Annotated in this window: 26 protein-coding genes; 5 read left to right on the top strand and 21 right to left on the bottom strand. The window is 66.1% G+C overall.

What is annotated here, in order from left to right:
- Window positions 1–32 precede the first annotated feature (32 nt).
- The 6 genes from ASD87_RS02805 to mltG form a co-directional block, all read right to left on the bottom strand.
- On the bottom strand, window positions 33–773 hold the full coding sequence (locus tag ASD87_RS02805; protein WP_056316863.1) for an IclR family transcriptional regulator: 741 nt from the start codon (window positions 771–773) through the stop codon (window positions 33–35).
- 204 nt (window positions 774–977) lie between these two features.
- Window positions 978–1859 carry an ankyrin repeat domain-containing protein gene (locus ASD87_RS02800; protein ID WP_056316860.1) on the bottom strand — a complete coding sequence of 294 codons (882 nt, stop codon included), beginning with the start codon at window positions 1857–1859 and terminating at the stop codon, window positions 978–980.
- A 39-nt stretch (window positions 1860–1898) separates the two neighbouring features.
- The gene (locus ASD87_RS02795) at window positions 1899–2669 is read right to left on the bottom strand and encodes a TatD family hydrolase (protein ID WP_056316856.1); all 771 of its coding nucleotides are present in this window, start codon (window positions 2667–2669) and stop codon (window positions 1899–1901) included.
- 66 nt (window positions 2670–2735) lie between these two features.
- Window positions 2736–3785, bottom strand: coding sequence for a DNA polymerase III subunit delta' (gene holB, locus ASD87_RS02790; protein WP_056316853.1), 1050 nt, complete (start codon window positions 3783–3785; stop codon window positions 2736–2738).
- The gene (gene tmk / locus ASD87_RS02785; protein ID WP_056316851.1) at window positions 3782–4405 is read right to left on the bottom strand and encodes a dTMP kinase; all 624 of its coding nucleotides are present in this window, start codon (window positions 4403–4405) and stop codon (window positions 3782–3784) included. Before tmk ends, holB begins: the two co-directional genes overlap by 4 nt.
- Complete coding sequence (mltG, locus tag ASD87_RS02780) at window positions 4402–5499, bottom strand: endolytic transglycosylase MltG (RefSeq protein ID WP_369818493.1); 1098 nt, start codon at window positions 5497–5499, stop codon at window positions 4402–4404. The genes tmk and mltG overlap by 4 nt, the downstream gene beginning before the upstream one ends.
- Window positions 5500–5659: 160 nt before the next feature.
- On the opposite strand from mltG, the gene ASD87_RS02775 reads away from it, so the two are divergent.
- Window positions 5660–6658, top strand: coding sequence for a folate-binding protein YgfZ (locus ASD87_RS02775; protein ID WP_056316845.1), 999 nt, complete (start codon window positions 5660–5662; stop codon window positions 6656–6658).
- 54 nt (window positions 6659–6712) lie between these two features.
- Here the strand turns inward: ASD87_RS02775 and ASD87_RS02770 are convergent, their stop codons facing one another.
- The 7 genes from ASD87_RS02770 to ASD87_RS02740 form a co-directional block, all read right to left on the bottom strand.
- On the bottom strand, window positions 6713–7402 hold the full coding sequence (locus ASD87_RS02770; protein WP_056316842.1) for a VIT family protein: 690 nt from the start codon (window positions 7400–7402) through the stop codon (window positions 6713–6715).
- 74 nt (window positions 7403–7476) lie between these two features.
- Window positions 7477–7845 carry a PaaI family thioesterase gene (locus ASD87_RS02765; RefSeq protein ID WP_081101074.1) on the bottom strand — a complete coding sequence of 123 codons (369 nt, stop codon included), beginning with the start codon at window positions 7843–7845 and terminating at the stop codon, window positions 7477–7479.
- Between the two features lie 70 nt (window positions 7846–7915).
- Complete coding sequence (mmsB, locus tag ASD87_RS02760; RefSeq protein WP_056316836.1) at window positions 7916–8806, bottom strand: 3-hydroxyisobutyrate dehydrogenase; 891 nt, start codon at window positions 8804–8806, stop codon at window positions 7916–7918.
- 89 nt (window positions 8807–8895) lie between these two features.
- Entirely contained in the window at window positions 8896–10071 is a 1176-nt protein-coding gene (locus tag ASD87_RS02755; protein ID WP_056316833.1) for an enoyl-CoA hydratase/isomerase family protein, read from the bottom strand.
- Window positions 10068–11222: an acyl-CoA dehydrogenase family protein gene (locus tag ASD87_RS02750; protein ID WP_056316831.1), complete on the bottom strand. Its 1155-nt coding sequence runs from the start codon at window positions 11220–11222 to the stop codon at window positions 10068–10070. Before ASD87_RS02750 ends, ASD87_RS02755 begins: the two co-directional genes overlap by 4 nt.
- Before the next feature lie 248 nt (window positions 11223–11470).
- Entirely contained in the window at window positions 11471–11818 is a 348-nt protein-coding gene (locus ASD87_RS02745; RefSeq protein ID WP_056316828.1) for an RnfH family protein, read from the bottom strand.
- Window positions 11808–12242: a type II toxin-antitoxin system RatA family toxin gene (locus ASD87_RS02740; protein WP_056316825.1), complete on the bottom strand. Its 435-nt coding sequence runs from the start codon at window positions 12240–12242 to the stop codon at window positions 11808–11810. Before ASD87_RS02740 ends, ASD87_RS02745 begins: the two co-directional genes overlap by 11 nt.
- 248 nt (window positions 12243–12490) lie before the next feature.
- On the opposite strand from ASD87_RS02740, the gene smpB reads away from it, so the two are divergent.
- Window positions 12491–12964: an SsrA-binding protein SmpB gene (gene smpB, locus ASD87_RS02735; RefSeq protein WP_056316820.1), complete on the top strand. Its 474-nt coding sequence runs from the start codon at window positions 12491–12493 to the stop codon at window positions 12962–12964.
- 1 nt (window position 12965) lies between these two features.
- Here smpB and ASD87_RS02730 read toward each other — a convergent pair whose 3' ends face one another.
- The 3 genes from ASD87_RS02730 to ASD87_RS02720 form a co-directional block, all read right to left on the bottom strand.
- Entirely contained in the window at window positions 12966–14153 is a 1188-nt protein-coding gene (locus tag ASD87_RS02730) for a GGDEF domain-containing protein (RefSeq protein WP_056316817.1), read from the bottom strand.
- A 25-nt stretch (window positions 14154–14178) separates the two neighbouring features.
- On the bottom strand, window positions 14179–15105 hold the full coding sequence (locus ASD87_RS02725; protein ID WP_056318680.1) for an SPFH domain-containing protein: 927 nt from the start codon (window positions 15103–15105) through the stop codon (window positions 14179–14181).
- 95 nt (window positions 15106–15200) lie between these two features.
- On the bottom strand, window positions 15201–15632 hold the full coding sequence (locus ASD87_RS02720) for an NfeD family protein (protein ID WP_056316815.1): 432 nt from the start codon (window positions 15630–15632) through the stop codon (window positions 15201–15203).
- Window positions 15633–15801: 169 nt separating this feature from the next.
- Here ASD87_RS02720 and ASD87_RS02715 point away from each other — a divergent pair, with 169 nt between their 5' ends.
- Both ASD87_RS02715 and ASD87_RS02710 read left to right on the top strand, forming a co-directional pair.
- Complete coding sequence (locus ASD87_RS02715) at window positions 15802–16542, top strand: glutamine amidotransferase (protein ID WP_056316812.1); 741 nt, start codon at window positions 15802–15804, stop codon at window positions 16540–16542.
- Between the two features lie 152 nt (window positions 16543–16694).
- Window positions 16695–17540 carry a bifunctional transcriptional activator/DNA repair enzyme AdaA gene (locus ASD87_RS02710; RefSeq protein ID WP_056316807.1) on the top strand — a complete coding sequence of 282 codons (846 nt, stop codon included), beginning with the start codon at window positions 16695–16697 and terminating at the stop codon, window positions 17538–17540.
- Between the two features lie 81 nt (window positions 17541–17621).
- On the opposite strand, the gene ppsA is transcribed toward ASD87_RS02710, so the two are convergent.
- The gene (gene ppsA / locus ASD87_RS02705; RefSeq protein ID WP_056316805.1) at window positions 17622–19988 is read right to left on the bottom strand and encodes a phosphoenolpyruvate synthase; all 2367 of its coding nucleotides are present in this window, start codon (window positions 19986–19988) and stop codon (window positions 17622–17624) included.
- 214 nt (window positions 19989–20202) lie between these two features.
- Here ppsA and ASD87_RS02700 point away from each other — a divergent pair, with 214 nt between their 5' ends.
- On the top strand, window positions 20203–21030 hold the full coding sequence (locus ASD87_RS02700; protein WP_056316802.1) for a pyruvate, water dikinase regulatory protein: 828 nt from the start codon (window positions 20203–20205) through the stop codon (window positions 21028–21030).
- A gap of 72 nt (window positions 21031–21102) precedes the next feature.
- Here the strand turns inward: ASD87_RS02700 and ASD87_RS02695 are convergent, their stop codons facing one another.
- The 4 genes from ASD87_RS02695 to ASD87_RS02680 all read right to left on the bottom strand — a co-directional run bounded on the left by ASD87_RS02695 (window position 21103) and on the right by ASD87_RS02680 (window position 23047).
- Window positions 21103–21582 (bottom strand): DUF2846 domain-containing protein, encoded by a 480-nt coding sequence (locus ASD87_RS02695; protein ID WP_056316799.1) that lies wholly within the window; start codon window positions 21580–21582, stop codon window positions 21103–21105.
- 22 nt (window positions 21583–21604) lie between these two features.
- Window positions 21605–22084, bottom strand: a complete 480-nt coding sequence (locus tag ASD87_RS02690) for a DUF2846 domain-containing protein (protein ID WP_056316797.1) — start codon at window positions 22082–22084, stop codon at window positions 21605–21607.
- A complete protein-coding gene (locus ASD87_RS02685) occupies window positions 22081–22413 on the bottom strand; it encodes a hypothetical protein (protein WP_226849033.1) in 333 nt (110 codons plus the stop codon). Before ASD87_RS02685 ends, ASD87_RS02690 begins: the two co-directional genes overlap by 4 nt.
- 166 nt (window positions 22414–22579) lie before the next feature.
- Window positions 22580–23047, bottom strand: coding sequence for a DUF2846 domain-containing protein (locus ASD87_RS02680; protein ID WP_056316795.1), 468 nt, complete (start codon window positions 23045–23047; stop codon window positions 22580–22582).
- Between the last annotated feature and the right edge of the window lie 81 nt (window positions 23048–23128).

Below are 23128 nucleotides of genomic sequence, written 5' to 3'. Positions count from 1 at the left end.
CGACGGGAGGTAAGAGGGTGTGCAATGCAGCGTCAGGCTGCCTTCAGGCGTTCGGAGATGCGGCGGGCGGCTGCCAAGGTCATGTCGATCAGCGCGTCGGGATGCTGCGCGGCGCGGGTGGACGGCGCCATCAGAGTGATCGAGGCCACGGCCTGGTTCGGCCGCTGGAAGATCGGCACGCTGACGCCCCAGACGCCGGCGTCGACTTCGCTGTCGGTCACGGCATAGCCCTGGTCGCGAATGGCCTCTAGCTCGCCCGCCAGCCGGTCGGCATCCACGGCGGCCTCGTTGGCCAGGTAGGCAAGCGCTGCCTGCAGCCGGGCCTGCGGCATGAACGCCAGCAGCGACTTGGCCGACGCGCCCCGCGCCAGCGGCAGTCCGCGGCCCTTGGTGAACGAGCAGCGCAGCGGATGCTGGCTTTCCACCATGTCCAGGCACACAGCCTGGTCCTTCACGGCGACGAGCAGTCCGATGGTTTCGCCAGACGATGCGGCAAGCGCAGCCATGTCGGGCTGCGCCTCATGAATCAGGAAAGACGACTGGTCAAAGCCCCACGCAAGCTGCACGCACAGCGGCCCGGGTCCGTACTCGCCGTCGTGTTCGGCGACAAAACCCCAGCGCTTGAGGAGCGCAATCTGCCGGTACAGCGTGCTTTGCGCCAGGCCCGTCTTGTCGGCCAGCGCGGCAATGCTGAGCGGGCCGTCGTGCCGGGCCAAGGTGGCCAGCACATACAGGACGCGATCCGCGCCCGCCCCGACAGATGTTTCCGACATAACGACTCAACTCCCAGCAATATGGACGCGAGATTATCAATTTGTGGCGGTTTAGCTTCTATTTTTTCCCACCCAATGAGAATCACAAGGGAAAACCCCGAATGCCGGGCGCAAAAAAACCCGCCGGGAGGCGGGTTTGGTGCATTGGCGGCGTCTGTGGCGGTTGGGTCAGACCGCGGGGCAGATCACGGACAAGACCGAGGATCAGGGCGCGGGCGGCTTCTCGTAATCCGACAGTCCGACGCCGGAGACACCCTTCACACCGCCGCCAGATGCCGGCGCGGCGGCGGCCGGCGCGGGTGCCGGGACCGGCGCAGGCGCCTCGGCGGGTTGCCCCGTGCCCGTGACAGCGGCGCCCGCCTCCTGCGGCGCCCCTTGCGCCGACGCGCGGCGTTTGCGCTTGGCGTCCGCTTCCTTCTGAGCCATGGCCGTCAGCTCGGCGGCCAGCGACTCCGACTTGCCCGTGGCCGCCCACGCGGCAGCATCCTGCCCCTTCGTGTCCTGCGTGGTGACGTCGGCCCCGGCCCGGATCAGCAATTCGACCATGGGTTTGCGGCCAGACAGCGCCGCCATCATGAGTGGCGTCTCGCCATTGGGCGCCGGCGCGTTGACCATCGCCTTGTTCGCGAGCAGCAGTCGCGCCATTTCCATCTGCCCCTTGGAGGCGGCGTAATGCAGCGGCGTCCATCCCAGGCGGTTGACCTGCGCGCCACGCGCGATCAGCTTCTTGGCGCGCTCGGTCTGGCCGGCGATGGCCAAGTACATCAGCGGCGTTTCGCCCGCCGGGTTCTCGGCGTTGACGTCGGTGCGCTTGTCCGCGGCGAGCACGTCAAACACCTTCCAGGCGTTGTCCACGACCGCGCGCATGATGGCCGGCTGGCCGTTCTTGTAGCGCACGTTGGGATCCGACCCCTGCGCCAGCAGGTCGCGGATGTCGTCGGGGTAATCGTTGGCGACGTAGACCCACCAGTCGCCCGGATTGGCCGCCTGCACGGTCGGCGCGGCCAGACCGATGGCCAGCGCAAGCAGGCCGGCGCGGCTGCACGTCAGAAGGGCTTTGTGGGCGGAGGCAATGCGGATGGCCATGGCAGTCCTAGGATGCAGATTCAAGAAAATCGGGTCGACCTATTTCTTCACCTTGCTGAAAAGCTTGAAGAAATTGTCGGTGGAAGCGCGGGCGACCTCGGCTGCCGTGATGCCGCGCAGGTCCGCGATCTTTTCGGCCACATGGATCACCTTGGACGGATCGTTGAGCTTGCCGCGAAACGGCACCGGGGCCAGGTAGGGCGAATCGGTTTCGATCAGCAGCCGGTCCAGCGGGACCTTGGCGGCCACTTCATGCACGATCTGCGCATTCTTGAACGTCACGATGCCCGACAGCGAAATGTAGAAGTTCTGGTCCAGCGCGGCCTGCGCCACTTCCCACGTCTCGGTGAAGCAGTGCATCACGCCGCCCGCCTCGGCCGCCTTTTCCTCGCGCAGCATGCGCACGGTGTCCTCGGCGGATGAACGCGTATGCACGATGAGCGGCAGGCCGGCGTCGCGCGCGGCGCGGATATGGCGGCGGAAACGTTCGCGCTGCCAGTCCAGCGGTTCGGACAGCCGGTAGTAGTCCAGCCCGGTTTCGCCGATGGCCACGACCTTGGGATGCTCGGCCAGCCGCACCAATTCCTCGGGCGTCGGGTCCGGCGTGTCCTCGTAGTCGGGATGCACCCCTACCGAGGCCCACAGGCGGGGCTGCGGCTCGACCAGCGACATCAGCCCGGGCCATTCCGGCATGTTGACGCTGACGACGAGCGCGTGCGTGACCTGATTGGCCGTCATGCGGTCAAGAATGGCCGGCAGATCGTTGGCAAGCTCGGGGAAATTCAGATGACAGTGGGAATCGACGTACATGGTGAGTCTGGTGTTGCGAACCGCGGCGCGTCGCGAAGCGAAGCAAAGCGCCGCCGGATCAAGGACTTACGCCTGGCAGGATAGCACCACGCGCTGCAAGGTGGCGTGGGCGAACAGCTTGGCGTTCAAGGGGTGGGTGGCCAGCGCGCGCTGGCGCGTCAGCCAGCGGGCGGCCTCGGCCACGCGGGCAGGATGCATGCGGGCGGCCACCTGCGCCACACCGGCCGCCAGCGACGGAAAATAGCGCACCGGCGCGCCGGCGCTGGCAAGCATCAGATCCGTGTACAGCCGTTGCAGGGCATCGATCCATTCCGGCGCGGCCACTTTCTCCAGCGCTTCGGCCAGCGTGCCCACGTCGGGCGTCTGCCCCTTGGCCAGCGGGTTGACCAGCTGGCCAAGCCACGCCGGACAGGCGGATTCGCCGGATTGCGCCAGGCGCAGCGCCGCCAGCGGCGCGCCCCCCGCCGCGGCCAGCCATTCGCGCGCGGGCTCGACGTTCTGGTCCCGCAGCCACTGCAACGCCGTGTCCGCATCGGGCGCGGGCAGCGGCAAGCGGCGGCAGCGCGACACCAGCGTGGGCAGCAACCGGTCCGGCGCGTCCGCGACCAGCAGGAATACCGTATGGGGAGGCGGTTCCTCCAGCACCTTGAGCAAGGCGTTGGACGACACGACATTGAGCGCATGGGCCGGGTACAGCAACGCCACGCGCCAGCCGCCGCGGTGCGTGGCGGTGTTGAACCAGGACTCCAGCGAACGGATCTGGTCGATGCGGATTTCCTTGGACGGCGCGCGCTTGGCGGCGCCTGTCGCCGGCTCGGCGTCTTCGGCCTGTTCGGCGGCGTCCGCGCCCTCTTCCACGGCCACTGCCTCGGGGCGGATGCGGCGCAGGTCGGGATGGTTGCCGCTGGCGAACCACGCGCAGGCGGCGCAGTGGCCGCAGGCCAGCCCGTTTTCAGGCGTTTCGCACAACAGGCTGGCCGCCGCTGCGATGGCGAAATCAAGCTTGCCGATGCCAGCCAGCCCATGCACCAGCCAGGCATGCGCAAAGCGGTCGCGATTGCCCAGCCAGGCGCGGGCCGTGTCCATCTGCCAGGGGTGAAACTGGGGCGCGCTCATGCGGGAACGGCCAACAGCTCGCGCAGGCCGGCTTCCAGGTCGGCGCGGATCTCAGGGATGGCGCGCGTCGAATCGACGACGCGGATACGGTCCGGATCGGCCTTTGCGCGGGCATGGTAGGCCTCGCGGGTGCGCTCGAAGAACGCCGCGCCCTCGCGCTCGAAGCGATCGGGTTCGCGCGCGTCTGCCAGGCGCGCCCGGGCGACTTCCAGCGGCACGTCAAAGAGCCAGGTGCGGTCCGGCCGGCCGGCATGCATCCAGGCTTCCAGAACCGCCACGCGCTCGGCGCCCAGGCCCCGGCCGCCGCCCTGGTAGGCGTAGCTGGCGTCGGTATAGCGGTCGCAGACGACCCATGCGCCGCGCGCCAGCGCAGGCTCGATCACCTGGCGCGAATGTTCGCAACGCGCCGCGAACATCAGCAGGGTTTCCGTATCCAGCCCCATCGGATCGTTCAGGACCAACGCGCGCAGCTTCTCGCCCAGCGGCGTGCCGCCGGGCTCGCGGGTGGACACGACCTCAAGACCCTGCGCGCGCAGGAAATCCGCGATCCAGACGGTGTGCGTGCTCTTGCCCGCGCCGTCCACGCCCTCCAGCGTAATGAAACGTCCGCGTGAGGTCATTGATCTTGTCCTTGTGCTGATTCGGGTTCGGGCGCTGCCGGGGCCGCCGGCGCGGGGGTGGGCGCGGGCGTGGGGGTGGGCGTGGGGTTGGACCGCTGACCAAGAATGTAGCGGGCCACGTTGCGGTTGTGTTCGGACAGGTTGGCCGAGAACTCGCTGGTGCCGTTGCCCCGGGACACGAAATAAAGAAACTTGTGCTGCTCGGGCTGCACGGCGGCCATCAAGGCCGCCCGGCCGGGTGCGGCAATCGGCGTGGGCGGCAGGCCCGGCCGCGTGTAGGTGTTCCAGGGCGTGTCGGTCTGCAGGTCGCGCTTGCGGATGCGGCCCTGGTAGGCCTCGCCCATGCCGTAGATCACGGTCGGATCGGTCTGCAGCAGCATCCCGATCTTCAGCCGGTTGGTGAACACGCCCGACACGCGCCGGCGCTCCGGGCCGTGGCCGGTTTCCTTTTCGATGATGGAGGCGAGCACCAGTGCTTCATAGGGCGTGGACACCGCCACGTCCGATTGGCGCTTGTCCCAGGTGTCGTTCAGGATGCGCTGCCCTTCCTGGTAGGCGCGGCGCAGCAGGTCGAAATCCGTGCTGCCGGGCGTGAAGACGTAGGTATCCGGAAAGAACAGGCCTTCCGGGTGTTTGATGGTCGATCCCAGCCGCTCCATCAGTTCTTCGTCGCTGACATCGCCCAGCGTCTGCTTGACGTCGGGGTTCTCGCGCAGTGCCTGGCGGATCTGGCGATAGGTCCAGCCTTCAAGAAAGGTGATCTGGCGCTGCGTCATGTCGCCGCGGGCCAGGCGTTCGAGCAGCAGCCAGGGCGTGTCGCCATTGAGCGCCTGGTAGCCGCCCGCCTTCATCAGCTTGTCGCGCTCGGACAGGCGCGCCATCCACACGAAACCCGGCTCCCACATCGGCACGCCGGCGGCCTTGAGCGCGCGCGCGACGGTGCGCGGGCTGCTGCCCGGATCCACCACAAAGTCGATCTTGTCGGACGACAGCGTCATCGGGCGGTGCATCCAGGTATAGGCGGCGCCCACCGCGCCGCCCACGGCCAGGACGATGAGCAACAGGAACCACAGGACGAAATTTCGGAGTCGCATCTTCATAAGTGTCGGAAGTTTAATGGATCGCGGGCCGCAGCCGTGACACAACCGGGGCCGGATCGCGCGGCGCGCCCCTTTGCGCATCGGGGACATGCCCGGGCCGGCCAGGGAACACGGCTATCATCAGCACTTTGATGACGCGATAACTCCCGCCGCCATGCACGCCTATTACGCTTCGATTCCTGTCCGCGCCGAAGGTTGCGCGCAATGCGCTCCGCTGGAAGATCTGGCGGTCTTCACCGCTTCGGGCGCCGACGCCCTGTCCTTCCTGCACGGCCAGCTCACGCAGGACGTCACGGGCCTGCCCCAAGACGCCGCGCGATTGGCCGGCTATTGCACCGCCAAGGGCCGCCTGCTGGCCACGATGGTCATGTGGCGCGGCGCCGGCGATACCGACGACGCCCCCCAGTTCTACGGCATGGTTCGCCAGGACCTGTCCCAAGCACTGATCAAGCGCCTGTCCATGTTCGTCCTGCGGGCCAAGGCCAAGCTGGCCGCCGCGCCCCTGCACGTGGCCGGCGTGCAGGCCACCCCGGAACAGGCTGCCGCGCTGGAAGCCGTGACGGGCGCCTTGCCGCGCGCCACGTGGCAGCGCGCCGACCTGCCGTCCGGCACCTGGATCGTCGCGCCGTCGGCCGACGACCGCCTGCGCTGGTGGTGGATTGCCTCTGACGAGCAGCTGGCACAGTCCGCCGCGCTGACTCAGACCCTGGGACTGGCCTCGGCGCAGCAATGGCAGGCGGCTGACCTGGCGGCTGGCATCCCCTGGATTGCCGCGGCCACGCAGGACGTCTTCATTCCGCAGACAGTCAACCTGGACCTGATCCAGGGGGTCAGCTTCACCAAGGGCTGTTATCCCGGGCAGGAAGTGGTGGCGCGCAGCCACTACCGGGGCACCGTCAAGCGGCGCATGGCCTTCGGCACTGTTGCCGACGCCAGCCTGCAGGGCCCGACGCTGACGGGGGTGGACGTGTTCGATGCCACGCAACCGGGCGAGGCCATTGGCCGCGTGGTGCAAGCCGCCAGCGATGCCGGCGTGGTGTCGGTGCTTTTCGAAACCACCCTGGCCGCATTGCCCGAGGGCGATCTGCGTCTGGCCAGCGCCGACGGTCCGCGCATCGCGCCCGCCCCGCTGCCCTACGCCATCAATCCCTGACCCTGCCGCGCCCGTGCGCGCCAATTCCGGCGCGCACGAATCTGGCGTTCGTCTTCAGACCGCCACGCCGAACAGCGCACCCACGCCCGCCGTCACCGCCATGGCCGCCGCGCCAAGCACCGTGACGCGCAGCGCGGCGGGCAGCTTGGGCGCGCCCCCCGCCTTTGCTGCCATGGTGCCCAGCGCCGCCAGGCAACAGACCGATGCGCCGATCACCCACCCGATCAGGGGCGGTCCGGGCGACACCGCCGCCACGGCGAGCGGCACGGCGGCCCCGCCGGCAAACGACGCCGCCGACGCCAACGCCGCCTGGACCGGGCGCGCGCGGTTGTGCAGCGAAATGCCCAGCTCGTCGCGGGCGTGCGCATCCAGCGCATCATGGCTGGTGAGCTGGCGCGCCACCTGCTCGGCCAAGTCGCGGGTCAGCCCGCGATCGACGTAGATGTCGACCAGTTCCGCCAGTTCCTCGCCGGAGTTGCGCTTGAGCGAGCGCTGTTCAAGCCGCAGGTCGGCGGCTTCGGTGTCGGCTTGGGTGCGCACGGACACGTACTCGCCCGCTGCCATCGACAGCGCGCCGGCCACCAGGCCGGCCAGTCCGGAAGTGAGAATGGCGCCGTGCGAGGCTTGGGCAGCCGCGACGCCGGTGATGAGGCTGGCCGTGGAGACGATACCGTCGTTGGCGCCCAGCACTGCGGCGCGCAGCCAGTTGCTGCGGAAAATTCTGTGGTGTTCTTTTGCTGGCATTGCCGGAAAACCCATGCAACGCGTGACGGGCGCCGGGCATGCGAGGCGATGGCCCCGGCATGCCCCGGCAGCGTTCATCGCGGCGTCACGCGCACCGCGGTGAGCAAGCCTATCACGCACAGCGTGGCTTGTTCTCCGTCGTGCGCAAACATCTCCACCTGGCAGACCGAAAGACGCTTGCCCGGCTTGACCACGCGGCCGGTCGCGACGAACCGGTCACCTTTGGCGGGCGCCAGGAAGTTCATCTTGAATTCGGACGTCAGTACATCCTCGCCCGGTCCGAAGAGCGTGTAGGCTGCATAGCCGCCCGCGCTGTCCGCAATGGTGGTGGAAATGCCGGCGTGCAGAAAGCCGTTCTGCTGGCAGAGGTCCTGCCGGTACGGCAGGACGATGTCCACCCTGCCCGGCTCGACGCTATGCAGCCGCGCGCCCAGCAGCGCCATGATGCTCTGCTGATCGAAGCTGGCCTGGACCCGCGCGGCCGGGTCTTCCGAGGCGTTGACGTGCGCCACGTCAGTCCTGCTCGCGCTTGACCAGATTGACGATGCTGGAAAAGTCCAGCTTGCCCGAACCGCCCGCGCTGTGCAGCGAATACAGGTTGCGCGCCAGTTCGCCCAACGGAATGGACGCGCGCGCCGACAGGGCGGCCTCGGCGGCCAGTCCCAGGTCCTTGAGCATCAGGTCCACGCCGAACCCGCCGGCATAGCCCTTGGAGGCCGGCGCATGCTCCATCACGCCCGGCCACGGGTTGTAGAGTTCGGTCGCCCAGTTGCGGCCCGAGCTCTTGGCGATGATGTCCGACAGCACCTTCGGATCCAGGCCGTTCGCCACGCCCAGCGCCAGCGCTTCGGACGTGCCGGCCATCAGGATGCCCAGCAGCATGTTGTTGCAGATCTTCGCGACCTGTCCCGCCCCGGCCGGGCCCGCGTGAAAGATGTTCTTGCCCATCTTTTCCAGCACAGGCCGCGCGCGCTCCAGCGAAGCGGCCGCGCCGCCCACGATGAAGGTCAGCGTGCCCGCGGCCGCGCCACCCGTACCGCCCGACACCGGCGCATCGATCATGGCGATGCCGCGCGCCTCGGCCGCCTGGGCCACCTTGCGCGCCGAATCCGGCGCAATGGTGCTGCATTCGATGACCAGCGCGCTCGAGGAAATCTTGCCCAGCAGGTCTTGGTCAAGATACAGGCCCTCGACGTGCTTGCTGGCCGGCAGCATCGAGATCACGACCTCCGCGCCCTGGACCGCCTCCGACGCGGACGCAGCCGCCGTCGCGCCGGCATCGGTCAGCAGCTTGATGGCCGCCGGCACCAGATCGAACACCTTCAGGCTGTGGCCAGCCTTGACCAGATTCAATGCCATGGGCGCGCCCATGTTGCCCAAACCGATAAACGCGATGCTGCTCATGATGTCTTGTCTCCTGTTGCTATTGCTGTAGGTATGGATTCATCGTGACCTGCGTGGCGGATCGGCCGGCTGGCGGGCCGGCCGGCGGATCAGCGCCCTTCCTGGCCCAGGTCGGCAAGCGGATGCGGCTCGCCCTCTGGCCAGGGTTCTTCAAAGAATTTCTGCACCCAGGCGTCGGTCGCCATGTCGATGACCGCGGGGTTCCAGCGCGGGTTCTTGTCCTTGTCGACCAGCAGCGCGCGGATGCCTTCGGCAAAGTCGCCATGCGCCGTGCACGCCAGCGCGGCGATGTACTCGACGCGAAACACGTCGTCCAGCGACCGCAGGCGCGTGCGCTGCTGCAAGGCAAACGCCAGGCGCACCGATCCCGGCGAGCCCGCCAGCATGGTCTTGGCCGCGCGCGAGAGCCAGGGGTCTTCGTGGTCCTTCAGGAAGAACAGCTCTTCGTAGATGTCGTCCAGCCGGTTGCCGTTGCACAGGTTGTTGACGACGAACGAGTGCTGGCGCAGCGGCCCGGGTTCGAGCGGCGTGGGCGGTTCCAGCGCGGTCAGCGCGCGGCGCAGCAGGCCGTCGTTGATCGAGCGCGGGGGAATCGCGTCCTCGGCCGCATCCGCGGCCTGGCCGGCCCACGGCTGCTGCTCCAGCGACGCCAGCAACGCCGGCCAATCCGCGCTATTCAGGCGGAAATCCGCCAACCCCGCAAAGAAGGCGTCGGACGTGTTCAGTTGCGCGCCCGTCAGCGCCAGGAAGACGCCGCTGCGGCCCGGCATGCGGTTCAGCAGCCAGCTGCCGCCCACGTCCGGGAACAGGCCGATCGACACTTCCGGCATGGCCAGGCGCGAGGTCTCGCTGACGACGCGGTGGCTTGCGCCCATCATCAGGCCGATGCCGCCGCCCATGACGATGCCATGGCCCCAGCACAGAACGGGCTTCGGATACGTGTGGATGCGATAGTCCAGCCGGTACTCGCGTTCGAAGAAGGTGCGCGCGTAGGTGTTGCGCCAGCTGGGCTTGCCCGCGTTCTCGGTCATGCTTCGATACAGGCCATGCAGGTCGCCGCCGGCGCAGAACGCTTTGTCGCCCGCGCCCTGCAGCACCACCAGCGCAACACCGGGATCACGCGCCCAGGCGTCCAGGCGGTCGGCCAGCAGGTCAACCATCTCGAGCGACAGGCCGTTCAGCGTTTGCGGCGCATTCAGCGTCGCAATGCCGAAACGCATTCCATTGGCGGCGGATCTTTCTTCGAACAACACCGGTGCATTCATCTTATGTCGGCTCCTTTTTCCAACAATTGGCGGGCAATGATCACGCGCATGATCTCGTTGGTGCCCTCCAGAATCTGATGAACGCGAGTATCGCGCACCAAACGCTCCAAGGGATAGTCTTTCAGGTAACCATAACCACCATGGATCTGTTGCGCGTCCAGGCATATCTGGAAGCCCATGTCGGTGGCGAAACGCTTGGCCATCGCGCAGTAGGTGGACGCATCGGGCGCGCCGGCGTCCAGCTTGCAGGCGGCCAGCCGAACCATCTGGCGCGCCGCCACCAGGTGCGTGGCCATGTCGGCCAGCTTGAACTGCAGGGCCTGGAATTCCGCCAGCCTGCGGTTGAACTGGCGGCGCTCGTCCATGTAGCGGCGGGCGGCGTCCAGCGCGCCCTGCGCTGCGCCCACCGAGCACGTGCCGATGTTGATCCGGCCGCCATCCAGGCCCTTCATGGCGATCTTGAAGCCCTCGCCCTCCACGCCCAGCATGTTGGCGGCCGGCACGCGGACGTTCTCAAAGGTGATGGGACGCGTGGACTGGCTGTTCCAGCCCATCTTCTCTTCCTTGCGGCCATAGCCGATGCCTTCGCTGTCTGCGGGGATCGCAAAGGCGCTGATGCCCGCGGCCCCCTCGCCGCCGGTGCGGGCCATCACGACCAGCAGGTCGGTGTCGCCCCCGCCGGAGATGAAGGCTTTGGCGCCGTTGACGATGTAGCTGTCGCCATCGCGCTGCGCGCGCGTGGACAGCGACGCCGCGTCGGAGCCCGCGCCGGGCTCGGTCAGGCAATAAGAGGCCAGCTTTTCACCGCTGGCGAGCAAGGGTCCCCAGGCTTGCCGCAAGGCCGGCTGGCCCCACTTGCCGACCATCCAGGTCGCCATGTTGTGTATGGTCAGGAACGCCGTGGTGGACGGATCCACCGCCGCCATTTCCTCGAATACCAGCGTGGCGTCCAGGCGCGGCAGGCCCAGGCCGCCGATGTCCTCGCTGGCGTAGATCGCGCAGAAACCCATCTCGCCCGCCCGGGCAAAGGCTTCACGCGGGAAAATGCCCTCGGCGTCCCAGCGCGCGGCGTCGGGAGCCAGTTCGCCCTCAGCGTAGTCGCGCGCGGCCTGCGCGAACGCGCGCTGCTCGTCGGTCAGTTCCAAGTCCACAGCCTGTCTCCTGTTGTAGTCGGTATTGTCTCGTGGCGTTGCTGCCGTCTCGTGAACGCCAGCCCGTCGATTTTGACATGACGTTGACGTAAACGTAAGCGGGAATCCGGCTCAATGTTACGCCCGAAGCGGCCGGGCGCTTTGTCTTATTGATGACAATGTGCGGGGACGGGCCGAAAGCAAAACGCCACCGGCGGATGTCGACGGTGGCGTGCGGGGCGCCGGGCCAGGGTGCCGTCAGTTCGCCGTTACAGCAGCCCTGCCGGCCGGATGCGCCCGTTGCGGGCCGTCTTGGCCCGGCGATGCTCGGCGCGGCGGCGGCGCGACTCCTTCGGGTCGAAGGTCAGGCCGCGATAGATTTCCACACGGTCTCCGTCAGCCAGGCGCGCCTTGGGTTCGGTGGCGCGGCCGAAGATGCCCACGCCCGCTTCCCACGGCTTGACGACAGGAAATGCCTGCGCAAAACCGCTGGCCGCCAACGCGTCCTCGACGGTCGCGCCGTCCGGCAAGCGCACATCGCGCTGCCAGGCGTGGCCGGGCAAGGCGTAGCAGACGATGACGCCGATCTGCCCGCCCGCGGACCCTTCACTCGCCATACTTGGCCTGCGCGCGCTTGGTGAAGGAATCGATGAAGCTGGTCGCAATGCGGTTGAAGACCGGGCCCACGACCATTTCGAGCGGCCGGTTCGAGAACGCGTACTCCATGGTGAACAGGACCTTGCACGCGTCTTCGGCCAGCGGCTGGAACACCCAATGACCAACCAGGCTGGAGAACGGACCATCCACCAGCTCCAGGTCGATCCGCTCGGGGTAGACGTGGGTATTGCGGGTGGTGAAGCGCTGCTTCATCCCCGCGAAGGAAATCAGGATGGAGGCCTGCATGCCGTGTTCGTCGCGGGTCTGCACCTCGGCGCCGCCACACCACGGCATGAACTCGGGGTACTTCTCCACGTCGGCAACCAGGTCGAACATCTGGGCGGCGCTGTAAGGCACCAGGACGGATCGTTGTACTTTGTGCATCGACTATCGCAAATGGCTAGAATGGCAAGATTTTACCGGCACAGCGCTTTGTGGGCTTGAATGGGCCGAAACTGCGGCCAAAGCAGTGAACATAACTGCGCAGTGAACAAAACTGCGGCCAAAGTAGTGCAGCGGCCAGCGCAGTAAACAAACAGCGGCAAAAGACAGCCGCCAGGATACCGAGCAATCGCCGCCCGCAACAACCCGCAATCCGCCGGATTCGCAGAATCCCCCAGCAAGAAGGCTTTATGAGCATTATCGACAATCGCAAGGCCACGCACGACTATTTCATCGAAGACCGCTTTGAAGCCGGCCTTGTCCTGCAAGGCTGGGAAGTCAAGGCGATCCGCGACGGCCGCGTGCAGCTCAAGGAAAGCTACGTCATCGTGCGCGATGGCGAACTGTTCCTGCTTGGCATGCACGTCAGCCCCCTGCCCACGGCCTCCACGCACATCCACCCCGACGCCATGCGCACGCGCAAGCTGCTGCTCAAGGCCGAGGAAATCAGCAAGCTCATCGGCAAGGTCGAGCAGCGCGGCTATACGCTCGTGCCGCTGAACCTGCATTACAAGAACGGCCGCATCAAGCTGGATTTCGCGCTGGGCCGCGGCAAGAAGCTGTTCGACAAGCGCGACACCGCGCGCGAGAAGGACTGGGCGCGCGAAAAGGAACGCATCATGAAGCACGACACCCGCGCCCCCCGCCGTAGCAAGGACGATTGATTCAGGCGGCCACTGGCAGCGCCGGGCGTTCGGCCTCGTGGCCGGGGCCCACCACGCGGTTGCGCCCCGCCGATTTGGCCGCATAGAGTTTGCGGTCGGCCCGTTCAAACAGCACCTGCAGGTTTTCGCCCGGGATCCAGTCCTCGACGCCCGCGCTGAACGTATACGAAATCGTGCTGCCCCCGTGCGCGCAAGGCGTGCGCCGCACCGAATCCAGCAGGCGCTCGGCCACCTCCAGCACCGCGTCGCTGCGCATGTCCGCAAACAGCACGCAGAATTCCTCGCCCCCCACCCGTCCCACGTGATCGCCGGTTCGTAGTGTTGCAGTCGCCAGCAAGCCGAAATGGCGCAGCACCGCATCGCCGGCCGCATGGCCATGCGTGTCGTTGATGCGCTTGAAGTGGTCGATGTCCAACAGCAGCAAGGTCAGCGGACGGCGCATGCGCAGGGCCTGGGCGCAATACCGTTCGGCCTGCAGCCACCACGCCTTGCGAGACATCAGACCCGTCAGGAAGTCGGTATTGGCCTCTTGTTCGCGGTCGGCCAGCATGCGGTCGTGGATGATCATGATGGTTCCCAGCGTCAGGCATGGCATGATCAACACGCCCAACGTCAGGAACGCTACGCCCCATACCGTGGGTTCAAGAAAGGCGGCCACCGTGTCCAGCCCCGCCAGGTAGACCCCGGCGCGAAGCGCGCAGACCACGGCGGAGATCAGCGTCACCGCCCACACGAAACGGTAGGCGTAGCGCGAGCGATGCTTGGGCATGTTGCGCTGGACGACGATGGCCACGGCCAGCATGAAGCCCATTTGCAGCAGCGACATCGCGACGATGCGCGGACTTACTTGCCAGTCCACGTAGGTGTAGGTGGCCACCACCGACAGCGCCGCCAGGCAGCCCAGGGTCATGAGATGCCGGGGCACCGCAAGACCGAGCAACCGTCGCACGCCCGCGTAATACGCACAAAGGGCCAGCGCGATCGCCGCGTTCGGCACCAGGATGGACGCCCAGAGCGGCGCCTCGGTGTTCTGCAGCGCAAATGTGGAAAACGCCAACAGCGTGAGCAGGTTGGCGCGTATGGTCTCGCGGATGCCGGCCATGCCGCTGCGCGCCAGGGATCCCAGCACGCACAGCGAAAGCACTCCCGCCAGCGCTGCTATCAGAAGCAAATTAACGGGAGCGATCATGGGCGGCGCGCCGCGAGGCGCGGTATCAGGTGTTGCGCGTGGACTTCACGATAGTCATGGCGGAGGCGATCATCCCGCCCACGTCGGACAGATTGGCCGGCAGGATCAGCGTGTTGCCTTCCTTGGCCACGTTACCGAACGCCTCGACGTAGCGCTCGGCAACCTTCAGGTTGACCGCTTCCATTCCGCCCGGCTGACGAACCGCATCGGCAACCTGCGTGATGGCCTTGGCGGTGGCTTCGGCAATCGCCAGCACCGCGGCCGCCTCGCCTTGCGCCTGGTTGATCTGCGCCTGCTTCTCGCCTTCGGATCGCGCGATTGCCGCTTCGCGTTCGCCGGTGGCGATATTGATCTGCTCCTGGCGGCGGCCCTCGGAGGCGGCGATCAGCGCGCGCTTCTCGCGTTCCGCCGTGATCTGGGCCTGCATCGAACGCAGGATCTCGTTGGGCGGCGTCAGATCCTTGATTTCATAGCGCAGCACCTTCACGCCCCAGTTCAGCGCCGCCTCGTCCAGCGACGAGACGATGTTGCTGTTGATGGAGTCGCGCTCTTCAAAGGTGCGGTCCAGTTCCATCTTGCCGATGACCGAACGCAAGGTGGTCTGGGCAAGCTGCGTGATCGCCGAAATGTAGTTGGACGAACCGTACGAGGCGCGCATCGGATCCGTGACCTGGAAATACAGCACGCCGTCGACCTGCAGCTGGGTGTTGTCGCGCGTGATGCAGACCTGGCTGGGCACATCCAGGGGGATTTCCTTCAAGGAATGCTTGTAGGCCACCCGTTCGATGAACGGAATCACGAACCCGGCGCCCGGCGACAGGACGCGGTCGAACTTGCCCAGCCGCTCGACCACCCAGGCATGCTGCTGCGGCACGATGGCGATCGCCTTGACGACGATAAGGATCGCCAGCGCAACGATGACAAGCAGCACGACGGTTGAAGTATCGATCATGGTGTGAAGCCTCTTTTTGATGGATGCGCCGGCCTGCCCCGCCATGCTGGCCGGGGTTCCGGCGATTGCCCGCGGCGCTGCGCGGGTGCGTTCTGCTATGCCGATCGGCCGCGCTTGGGTGTCAGCACGAGGATCGAGCCGCGCAATTCGGTAATGATGTGTTCGCCGGGATGGGCGGCGTGTCCCTTGGCCAGCTCGGCCTGCCAATGCGCGCCCCGGTACCAGACGCGCGCCGCCCCGCTGTCGGACCACGCCTCTACGACGACGGTCTGGCCGATGTCCAGGTTGACGTCGGCGTTGCGGGCGGAATTGACCTCACGTTTTTTCAGCACCCGGGTCTTGCGCAGCACCAATAGCCCCAGCAGCAGCACGACGCCGCACGCCACCAGCTCCCATTGCAGGCCGGCGCTCAGCCAGGCCGCAATGCCGCCGGCGGCCAGCCCTAAAGCGACCAGCAGCAAATAGAAGGTTCCTGTCGCCAGCTCTCCGATGAGCGCCAGCGCGGCCAATCCCAGCCAAATCCACATAGTATTGAGAATCGTCTGTAAGGATGAGTATCTGAGCGGATTGTACGTATTTCCGGGACGGAGCGGGAGCCGCAGTGCGCCGACGGGAACATTTTCGCTGGATTACTATGTGCGCTGGCGCGTCAGGTCGCGGGACCAACGCGCCGCCCTCATCCACCTATATGCTTTTATGACCGCCGCAACTCCTTCTGCTCTTCCCGTCCTGATCCTGCACACCGGCGATCCGGACGATACGCTCAAAAGCCAGTTCGGCGGCTATGCCGAACAAATCATGACGGCGGCCGGCCTGGCCGCCAGCAACGTCGAGATCGTCGCGGTATACGAGGGCCAGCGCCCGCAGGCGCCCTCCAGCTACCGCGCTGCCCTGATCACCGGTTCGCCCGCCATGGTGTCCGACAAGGAACCCTGGAGCGAAGACACCGCCGCCTGGCTGCGCGAGGCCGTCGACGCGGGCCTGCCGATGTTCGGCGTCTGCTACGGGCACCAATTGCTGGCGCACGCGCTGGGCGGCAAGGTCGGCTACAACCCGTCGGGCCGGGAAGTGGGCACCCAGACCGTGGAATTGCTGCCGACCGCCTCCGGCGACCAGCTCATGGCCGGCGTGCCGTCCACCTTCCCTGCGCAGATGCTGCATGCGCAGACCGTGCTGCAGCTGCCCCCGGGCGCGGCGGTGCTGGCGCGCTCGGATCTGGACGACCACCAGATGATCCGCATCGGCCGCAACGTCTTTTCGACCCAGTTTCACCCCGAGTTCGGGCCGGATTTCATCCTGGCTCATCTCGAGCGTTATGGCCGCCGCTACGCCGCCGAAAACCTCGACATGCCCGATCTGTCGGCCAACGTGCGCGCGACGCCCGTGGCGGCAGGCCTGCTGCGGCGCTTCCTGGAGACCTACGCGCCCGGCGCCTGAGTTCCGCGGGCGTCCCGCCGGCCTTGCCGGGACGCCACGGGGGGTGCGCCAAAGGCCAAGGCTGCGCCGCAACAAGCGGAGTGCCCGTGCCGGCCAGTCTTGAGACGATAGCGTCAACCGTTACGCCAACACGCGCCAGTCAGGAGTCCCTTATGAGCCCCGCCGCCGTCCCCCTGAGCAAACAGCACGCCGCCGCCGTCGAGCGCGCCTGCCGCGCCCTGGAAGCCGAGCAGCCGCCCGATCTGTCGACGCTGGCCGAACAGGCCGGCATGAGCCGCTTCCATTTCCACCGCGTTTTCAAGGCCGCCACGGGCATCACGCCCAAGGCCTACGCCAACGCCCTGCGGGCCAGCCGCGCGCGCCAGCGCCTGGAAGAAAGCGCCAGCGTCACCGACGCCATGTACGACGCCGGCTTCAATTCCAGCGGACGCTTCTACGAGGCCGCCCCCGCCATCCTGGGCATGACGCCCACCGCGTTCCGCAAGAACGGCGAAGGCGTGGACATCCGGTTCGCGGTCGCGCAATGCGCATTGGGCGCGCTGCTGGTGGCGGCAAGCAGCACCGGAATCTGCGAAATCGCGCTGGACGAGGACCCTGACCGGCTGGTCAAGAACCTGCAGGACCGTTTCCGCGCCGCCAGGCTGATCGGCGCCGATCCCCAGTTCGAAAGCTGGGTTGCGGACGTGGTCGGCTTTGTCGAAGATCCGGCGCGTGGCCTGGACCTGCCGCTGGACGTGCGCGGCACGGCGTTCCAGCGCAAGGTCTGGGAGGCGCTTTGCGAGATCCCGCTTGGCGAAACCGCCACCTACGCGCAAGTGGCCGAGCGCATCGGTGCGCCCACCGCCGTGCGCGCCGTCGCCCGCGCCTGCGCCACCAACAACATCGCGCTGGCCATTCCCTGCCATCGCGTGGTGCGCACCGACGGCTCGCTGGCCGGCTACCGTTGGGGCATCGACCGCAAGCGCGAACTCATCGCCCGGGAAGCCAAGGCTGCCTGAGCGGCAGGGGTCAAAAGAAACGAGCGAATAAAAAAACCCCGCGTCCCAAAAGACGCGGGGTTTTTCGTTTCAACCGGTCAATCAGTTCTTGGCCAGGCGCTGCCACGTATCGACAACCGTGTCCGGATTCAGCGACATCGACAGGATGCCTTCGTCCTTCAGCCATTGCGCGAAGTCCGGGTGATCGCTGGGGCCTTGGCCGCAGATGCCGACGTACTTGTTGGCAGCCAGGCAAGCCTTGATCGCACGGCGCAGCATGAACTTGACGGCCTCGTCGCGCTCGTCGAAGTCGGCGGCCAAAAGCTCCATGCCCGAATCGCGGTCCAGGCCCAGCGTAAGCTGGGTCATGTCGTTCGAGCCGATGGAGAAGCCGTCGAAGTACTGCAGGAACTCGTCGGCCAGGATGGCGTTGGACGGCACTTCGCACATCATGATCAGCTTCAGGCCGTTTTCGCCGCGCGCCAGGCCGTGCTTGGCGAGCAGGTTCACGACCTTCTCGGCCTGACCCAGCGTGCGCACGAACGGCACCATGATCTCGACGTTCGTCAGGCCCATTTCATCGCGCACCTTCTTGAGGGCTTCGCATTCCATGCGGAAGCACTCGGCGAAGTCTTCGGCGATGTAGCGCGACGCGCCGCGGAAGCCCAGCATGGGGTTCTCTTCCTCGGGCTCGTAGCGCGAGCCGCCCACCAGCTTGCGGTACTCGTTGGACTTGAAGTCCGACATGCGCACGATGACCGGCTTGGGGTAGAAGGCGGCGGCAATCGTCGCCACGCCTTCGGCCATCTTCTCGACGAAGAAGGCGCGCGGGCTGGCATGGCCGCGAGCGGCCGATTCCACGGCCTTCTTCAGCTCGCCGTCCACGTTCGGGTAGTCCAGGACTGCCTTCGGGTGGATGCCGATGTTGTTGTTGATGATGAATTCCAGGCGAGCCAGGCCGACGCCGCCGTTCGGGATCTGGGCGAAGTCGAACGCCAGTTGCGGGTTGCCCACGTTCATCATGATCTTCAGATCGATGGCGGGCATGTCGCCACGGCGCACTTCCTCGACTTCGGTCTCGATCAGGCCGTCATAGATGCGGCCTTCGTCGCCTTCGGCGCAGGACACGGTCACGGCTTGGCCTTCCTTGAGCACGTCGGTCGCGTTGCCGCAGCCCACCACCGCCGGAATGCCCAGTTCACGCGCGATGATCGCGGCGTGGCACGTACGGCCGCCGCGGTTCGTCACGATGGCCGAGGCACGCTTCATCACGGGTTCCCAGTTGGGATCCGTCATGTCGGTGACCAGCACGTCGCCCGGCTGGACCTTGTCCATGTCGGAGATGTCACCCACCACGCGCACCGGACCCGAACCGATCTTCTGGCCAATGGCACGGCCGGTGATCAGCACCTGGCCGGTCGCCTTCAGGCGGTAGCGCTGCTGCACGTCGTTGGCGCCCTGCTGCGACTTCACCGTTTCGGGGCGCGCCTGCAGGATGTAGATCTTGCCGTCCACGCCGTCGCGGCCCCACTCGATGTCCATCGGACGCTGGTAGTGCTTTTCGATGATGACGGCGTAGCGGGCCAGTTCGTTGACCTCGTCGTCGGTCAGCGAGTAGCGGTTGCGTTCGGACACGGGCACGTCCACCGTACGCACGGCACGGCCTTCGGGGCGCTCGGGATCGAATTCCATCTTGATGAGCTTGGAGCCGATGCGGCGGCCGACGATGGGATAGTGGCCTTGCTCCAGCGTGGGCTTGAAGACGTAGAACTCGTCAGGGTTGACGGCGCCCTGCACGACAGTTTCGCCCAGGCCGTAGGACGAGGTGATGAACACCACATCCTGGAAGCCCGATTCGGTGTCGATGGTGAACATGACGCCGGCGCTGCCCTTGTCGGAACGCACCATGCGCTGGATGCCGGCCGACAAGGCGACGTCGGCATGGGCGTAGCCCTTGTGCACGCGATAGGAAATGGCGCGGTCGTTGTACAGCGACGCGAACACGTGGCGGATCTTGTCCAGCACGTCGTCGATGCCCACCACGTTCAGGAAGGTTTCCTGCTGGCCGGCGAACGAGGCGTCGGGAAGGTCTTCGGCCGTGGCGGACGAGCGCACGGCGAACGAGCCCTTGCCATCGGCGTCGAGCTTGGCGAAGGCTTCGCGGATCTGCGATTCGAATTCCGGCGAGAACGGCGCCTCGACGATCCATTGGCGGATCTGCGCGCCGGCGGTGGCCAGTTCGCGCACGTCTTCGGGATTCAGCGTGGTCAGGCGTTCAGCGATCCGCTTGTCCAGGCCCGAAGCCTTCAGGAAATCGCGGAAGGCATCCGCGGTCGTGGCAAAGCCGCCCGGCACGCGGACACCCGCGCCAGACAGCTGGCTGATCATTTCGCCAAGAGATGCGTTCTTGCCTCCTACCGAGTCCACGTCCGTCATGCGGAGCTGCTCGAACAAAACAACATACGACATTGAAGTCACCTTTTACAATGGAATGAAAGCGAGTTTGGTCAATGGATGAAATGCGCTGTTCTGGGTGCCGGAGAAACGCTTTTTCCGGCTTGTGCAGACACGCTTTCAGACGCTGACCAAACTGGCCTTGGACCGCCCTTGGGGTGACTTATAGGGGCCTGATTGTACTCGGTGGAGTACGTCCGGCCATCTGCCTGGTTGGAATTTTTTACACATGACATCTACCCCTATCGTACGCACGGTATACATCGTTTCCGACAGTACCGGCATCACCGCGGAAACCTTCAGCCAGTCAGTACTTTCGCAGTTCGAGGAGGTCAATTTCAAGCCCATCCGCCTGCCCTTCGTGGACACGCTTGAAAAGGCCGCGGAAGTGGCCATGCGGATCGATCGCAGCGCCCAGGACGCGGGCGTGCCGCCCATCGTTTTCAGCACCCTGGTCAACCCTGAAATCCTGGCACGTGTTCGCCAGGCGAACGGCATCTTCCTGGATCTGTTCGGCACGTTCGTCAGCCACATCGAACAGGCGTTGGGCCTGAAATCCAGCCACTCCATCGGCCGCTCGCACATGCAGGCCAACTCGGAAAAGTACCGGAACCGGATCGACGCCATCAACTTCAGCCTGGCGCATGACGACGGCCAGTTCGTGAATCAGCTCGATCAGGCCGACGTGATCCTCGTCGGGGTCTCGCGCTGCGGCAAGACGCCCACCAGTCTGTACCTAGCCATGCAGTACGCCATCAAAGCCGCGAATTTCCCGCTCACGCCCGACGATTTCGAACGCGGCACCCTGCCCTCGACCATTGCGCCTCACCGGGGCAAGCTGTTCGGCCTGTCGATCCAGCCCGAGCGCCTGGCCGAAGTGCGCAACGAGCGCCGCCCCAACAGCCGCTACGCGCAACTTGAGCAATGCCGCTACGAAGTGGCGGAAGCCGAACGCATGATGCGCCGCGAAGGCATTTCGTGGCTGTCCAGCACAACGAAATCGATCGAAGAGATCGCGACCACCGTCTTGCAGGAAGTCGGCCTGGATCGCGGATAAAGAAAAAGGGCGCGTTCAGGCGCGCCCTTGATTGGCCGGCGATTTCAGCCGGCGAATGTTCACTGCGAATATTCAGGGACGCAGCTTGACGCGCTCTCGCGATCCCGCGCCCCAGTACTTCAGCGGCGACATCTCCTGTTGGGCAATCTTTTCGGATTCCTCCAGGCGCATGTCCTGCCGTCCCACGCTGGCGGCATTTCCGGTTGCGCCCTCGATGCTCAGGCGCACGTACCGCGTCTGGCCGGGCGCCAGGTCGAACGTCAGGGTCTCGCCATCGCGAAGCGTATCGATCTCGTACTTGCCCGCCGGACGGTTCACGTAGAAGAAGCTGCCCGGCTTGGACCGGCCGACTTTCACGCCATTGACGCGCAGATACGGTTGATTCGACACCACGCCAATCGGCGCCGGCGGCTGGTAGAAATAGATGCGGCCCGTATCCGGGACCATGACGGGAATGGTGCCCGCCACGTCCTTGTAGCGGGGACCGCCGCAACCGGCCAACAAGGCGGCGCCCAGCGCGGCGGCGGCCATCATCTTCAAACTGCTCTGCATGGATTTCTCTTCAGATTTGGGTCTAACGCAAGCCCGGAGCCTGCTCGGGCGTAGCCGCGCCCCAATAGCGCATCTTCAGGAGCTCGGTTTCAGCGAGTTCGGGCGGATCGACCATTTCCATGGACAGCTTGCCCACCGTGCCCGTGCTGCCCAGCGATTCGGCCTTGATGCGCACATAGCGCGTCTGACCGGGATCAAGCTTGAAACTCACGCCGTCGCCCGTCCAATACAGGTTGGTCACGACATAACTGCCTGCCGGGCGGTCCACGAAAAAGAAGCTGCCCGGCTTGTTGCGCCCTACGACGTCGCCGTTCACGCGCAGCTTTTGCTGCGCCACCGCGGCCGCCGACGCCTGCGCCTGCGGCTGGTAGAAGTAGATGCGCCCATCGCCTTGCGCGATTGGCGGCATGCGCCCCTGAAGGGATTGGTATTGCGGACCAGCGCACCCGGCCAGCGCAACCACCGTCGCGGCCGTCGCCGCCAATTTCAGCCAGATCTTCATTGACGCATTTCCACAGGCAGGGTGACAGGACGGTTCAACGGCAGATAGGCCATTTCACCAGGCAGGTAAAAGCCAACGAGCTTTCCGGAGGACGCCACGAGATAGGCCTCTCCCTGGCGCCGCGTCTGGACCGTGAACAGGCCGCCAAGCGACCGGTAGACGTCGCCTTGCGGCAAGGCGCCCACGCGCTGCCATTGCGACGCCGCCGGCAGATTCGCGATGCTGTCATTGGGAAGCTGGGCGGTGACCAAGCGCGACAGCTGGATCACGTTGACCGGGTCCGCCGGCGCCACGGGCACCAGGTTCGCCCGCTGTGTCGACACGGACATGCACGCGCTCAAGGAGAGCATGCCTGCGACGGCCAACAGGGCAAACTTGCTCAGGCGGGACGCGCCCGCGATTTTTGGAACTTCCGACGACACCATGGATACCCCGGCAACGAATGAAGTGCGTAAGTATAGGGGTGCGTCAGAAATCTACAAAACGTATCCTCGCTCAATAGCGCAGCGCCTCGCGCTCGCGCCGGCCCGCGCCCCAATATCGCAAGTCGGCCAGCGCTTGCTGCGCGGCGTCGGGCGACTGCTCCAGGCGCAGCACTTGCTTGCCCCCCGCGACGTCCACCCGGACGTATTGGGTCTGCCCTGCCGCTAGCGGCACGACCAGCGGGTCCTTGCGTTCCTTGCGGTCCGTTGCCGTGATCACTTCGAGCGTCCCGGCCGACCGGTCCACGAAAAAGAAGTGGCCTGCCTTGGATTTGCCGACGCGGGCGTTGTCGACCAGGATGGCCGGATGCGGCACCTTGTCGCCATTTGACGTCTTGGGCTGGTAGAAATAGATCCGCCCTTCGCCCGGCTCCAGTGCGGAGATCTTGGCCGCCACGTCGCCATACCGGGGCCCTGCGCAGCCCGCCAGCACGGTTGCGGCACCCAGCGCGGCCAGGCTCGGTTTGATCCAGTGTTTCACGTGTCCCCTCCCCGGGTTCGAAATGCGGGCCGCGTCAGTGCGCCGCCCACGTTGCACAAGCGCGGCAGTATAGGGGGCAGA

This window comes from Achromobacter sp. Root170 (assembly GCF_001428165.1).
Classification (GTDB): domain Bacteria; phylum Pseudomonadota; class Gammaproteobacteria; order Burkholderiales; family Burkholderiaceae_B; genus Achromobacter; species Achromobacter mucicolens.
The sequence above is the reverse complement of the archived record's forward strand: the minus strand, read 5'-3'. Positions and strand labels throughout refer to the sequence as shown.

What these genes read in the sequence shown, in the direction of transcription:
- ASD87_RS02805 (WP_056316863.1), bottom strand. Translation starts at nt 773, where the DNA reads ATGTCGGAAACATCTGTCGGGGCGGGCGCGGATCGCGTCCTGTATGTG.
- ASD87_RS02800 (WP_056316860.1), bottom strand. Translation starts at nt 1,859, where the DNA reads ATGGCCATCCGCATTGCCTCCGCCCACAAAGCCCTTCTGACGTGCAGC.
- ASD87_RS02795 (WP_056316856.1), bottom strand. Translation starts at nt 2,669, where the DNA reads ATGTACGTCGATTCCCACTGTCATCTGAATTTCCCCGAGCTTGCCAAC.
- holB (WP_056316853.1), bottom strand. Translation starts at nt 3,785, where the DNA reads ATGAGCGCGCCCCAGTTTCACCCCTGGCAGATGGACACGGCCCGCGCC.
- tmk (WP_056316851.1), bottom strand. Translation starts at nt 4,405, where the DNA reads ATGACCTCACGCGGACGTTTCATTACGCTGGAGGGCGTGGACGGCGCG.
- mltG (WP_369818493.1), bottom strand. Translation starts at nt 5,499, where the DNA reads ATGCGACTCCGAAATTTCGTCCTGTGGTTCCTGTTGCTCATCGTCCTG.
- ASD87_RS02775 (WP_056316845.1), top strand. Translation starts at nt 5,660, where the DNA reads ATGCACGCCTATTACGCTTCGATTCCTGTCCGCGCCGAAGGTTGCGCG.
- ASD87_RS02770 (WP_056316842.1), bottom strand. Translation starts at nt 7,402, where the DNA reads ATGCCAGCAAAAGAACACCACAGAATTTTCCGCAGCAACTGGCTGCGC.
- ASD87_RS02765 (WP_081101074.1), bottom strand. Translation starts at nt 7,845, where the DNA reads ATGGCGCTGCTGGGCGCGCGGCTGCATAGCGTCGAGCCGGGCAGGGTG.
- mmsB (WP_056316836.1), bottom strand. Translation starts at nt 8,806, where the DNA reads ATGAGCAGCATCGCGTTTATCGGTTTGGGCAACATGGGCGCGCCCATG.
- ASD87_RS02755 (WP_056316833.1), bottom strand. Translation starts at nt 10,071, where the DNA reads ATGAATGCACCGGTGTTGTTCGAAGAAAGATCCGCCGCCAATGGAATG.
- ASD87_RS02745 (WP_056316828.1), bottom strand. Translation starts at nt 11,818, where the DNA reads ATGGCGAGTGAAGGGTCCGCGGGCGGGCAGATCGGCGTCATCGTCTGC.
- ASD87_RS02740 (WP_056316825.1), bottom strand. Translation starts at nt 12,242, where the DNA reads ATGCACAAAGTACAACGATCCGTCCTGGTGCCTTACAGCGCCGCCCAG.
- smpB (WP_056316820.1), top strand. Translation starts at nt 12,491, where the DNA reads ATGAGCATTATCGACAATCGCAAGGCCACGCACGACTATTTCATCGAA.
- ASD87_RS02730 (WP_056316817.1), bottom strand. Translation starts at nt 14,153, where the DNA reads ATGATCGCTCCCGTTAATTTGCTTCTGATAGCAGCGCTGGCGGGAGTG.
- ASD87_RS02725 (WP_056318680.1), bottom strand. Translation starts at nt 15,105, where the DNA reads ATGATCGATACTTCAACCGTCGTGCTGCTTGTCATCGTTGCGCTGGCG.
- ASD87_RS02720 (WP_056316815.1), bottom strand. Translation starts at nt 15,632, where the DNA reads ATGTGGATTTGGCTGGGATTGGCCGCGCTGGCGCTCATCGGAGAGCTG.
- ASD87_RS02715 (WP_056316812.1), top strand. Translation starts at nt 15,802, where the DNA reads ATGACCGCCGCAACTCCTTCTGCTCTTCCCGTCCTGATCCTGCACACC.
- ASD87_RS02710 (WP_056316807.1), top strand. Translation starts at nt 16,695, where the DNA reads ATGAGCCCCGCCGCCGTCCCCCTGAGCAAACAGCACGCCGCCGCCGTC.
- ppsA (WP_056316805.1), bottom strand. Translation starts at nt 19,988, where the DNA reads ATGTCGTATGTTGTTTTGTTCGAGCAGCTCCGCATGACGGACGTGGAC.
- ASD87_RS02700 (WP_056316802.1), top strand. Translation starts at nt 20,203, where the DNA reads ATGACATCTACCCCTATCGTACGCACGGTATACATCGTTTCCGACAGT.
- ASD87_RS02695 (WP_056316799.1), bottom strand. Translation starts at nt 21,582, where the DNA reads ATGCAGAGCAGTTTGAAGATGATGGCCGCCGCCGCGCTGGGCGCCGCC.
- ASD87_RS02690 (WP_056316797.1), bottom strand. Translation starts at nt 22,084, where the DNA reads ATGAAGATCTGGCTGAAATTGGCGGCGACGGCCGCGACGGTGGTTGCG.
- ASD87_RS02685 (WP_226849033.1), bottom strand. Translation starts at nt 22,413, where the DNA reads ATGTCCGTGTCGACACAGCGGGCGAACCTGGTGCCCGTGGCGCCGGCG.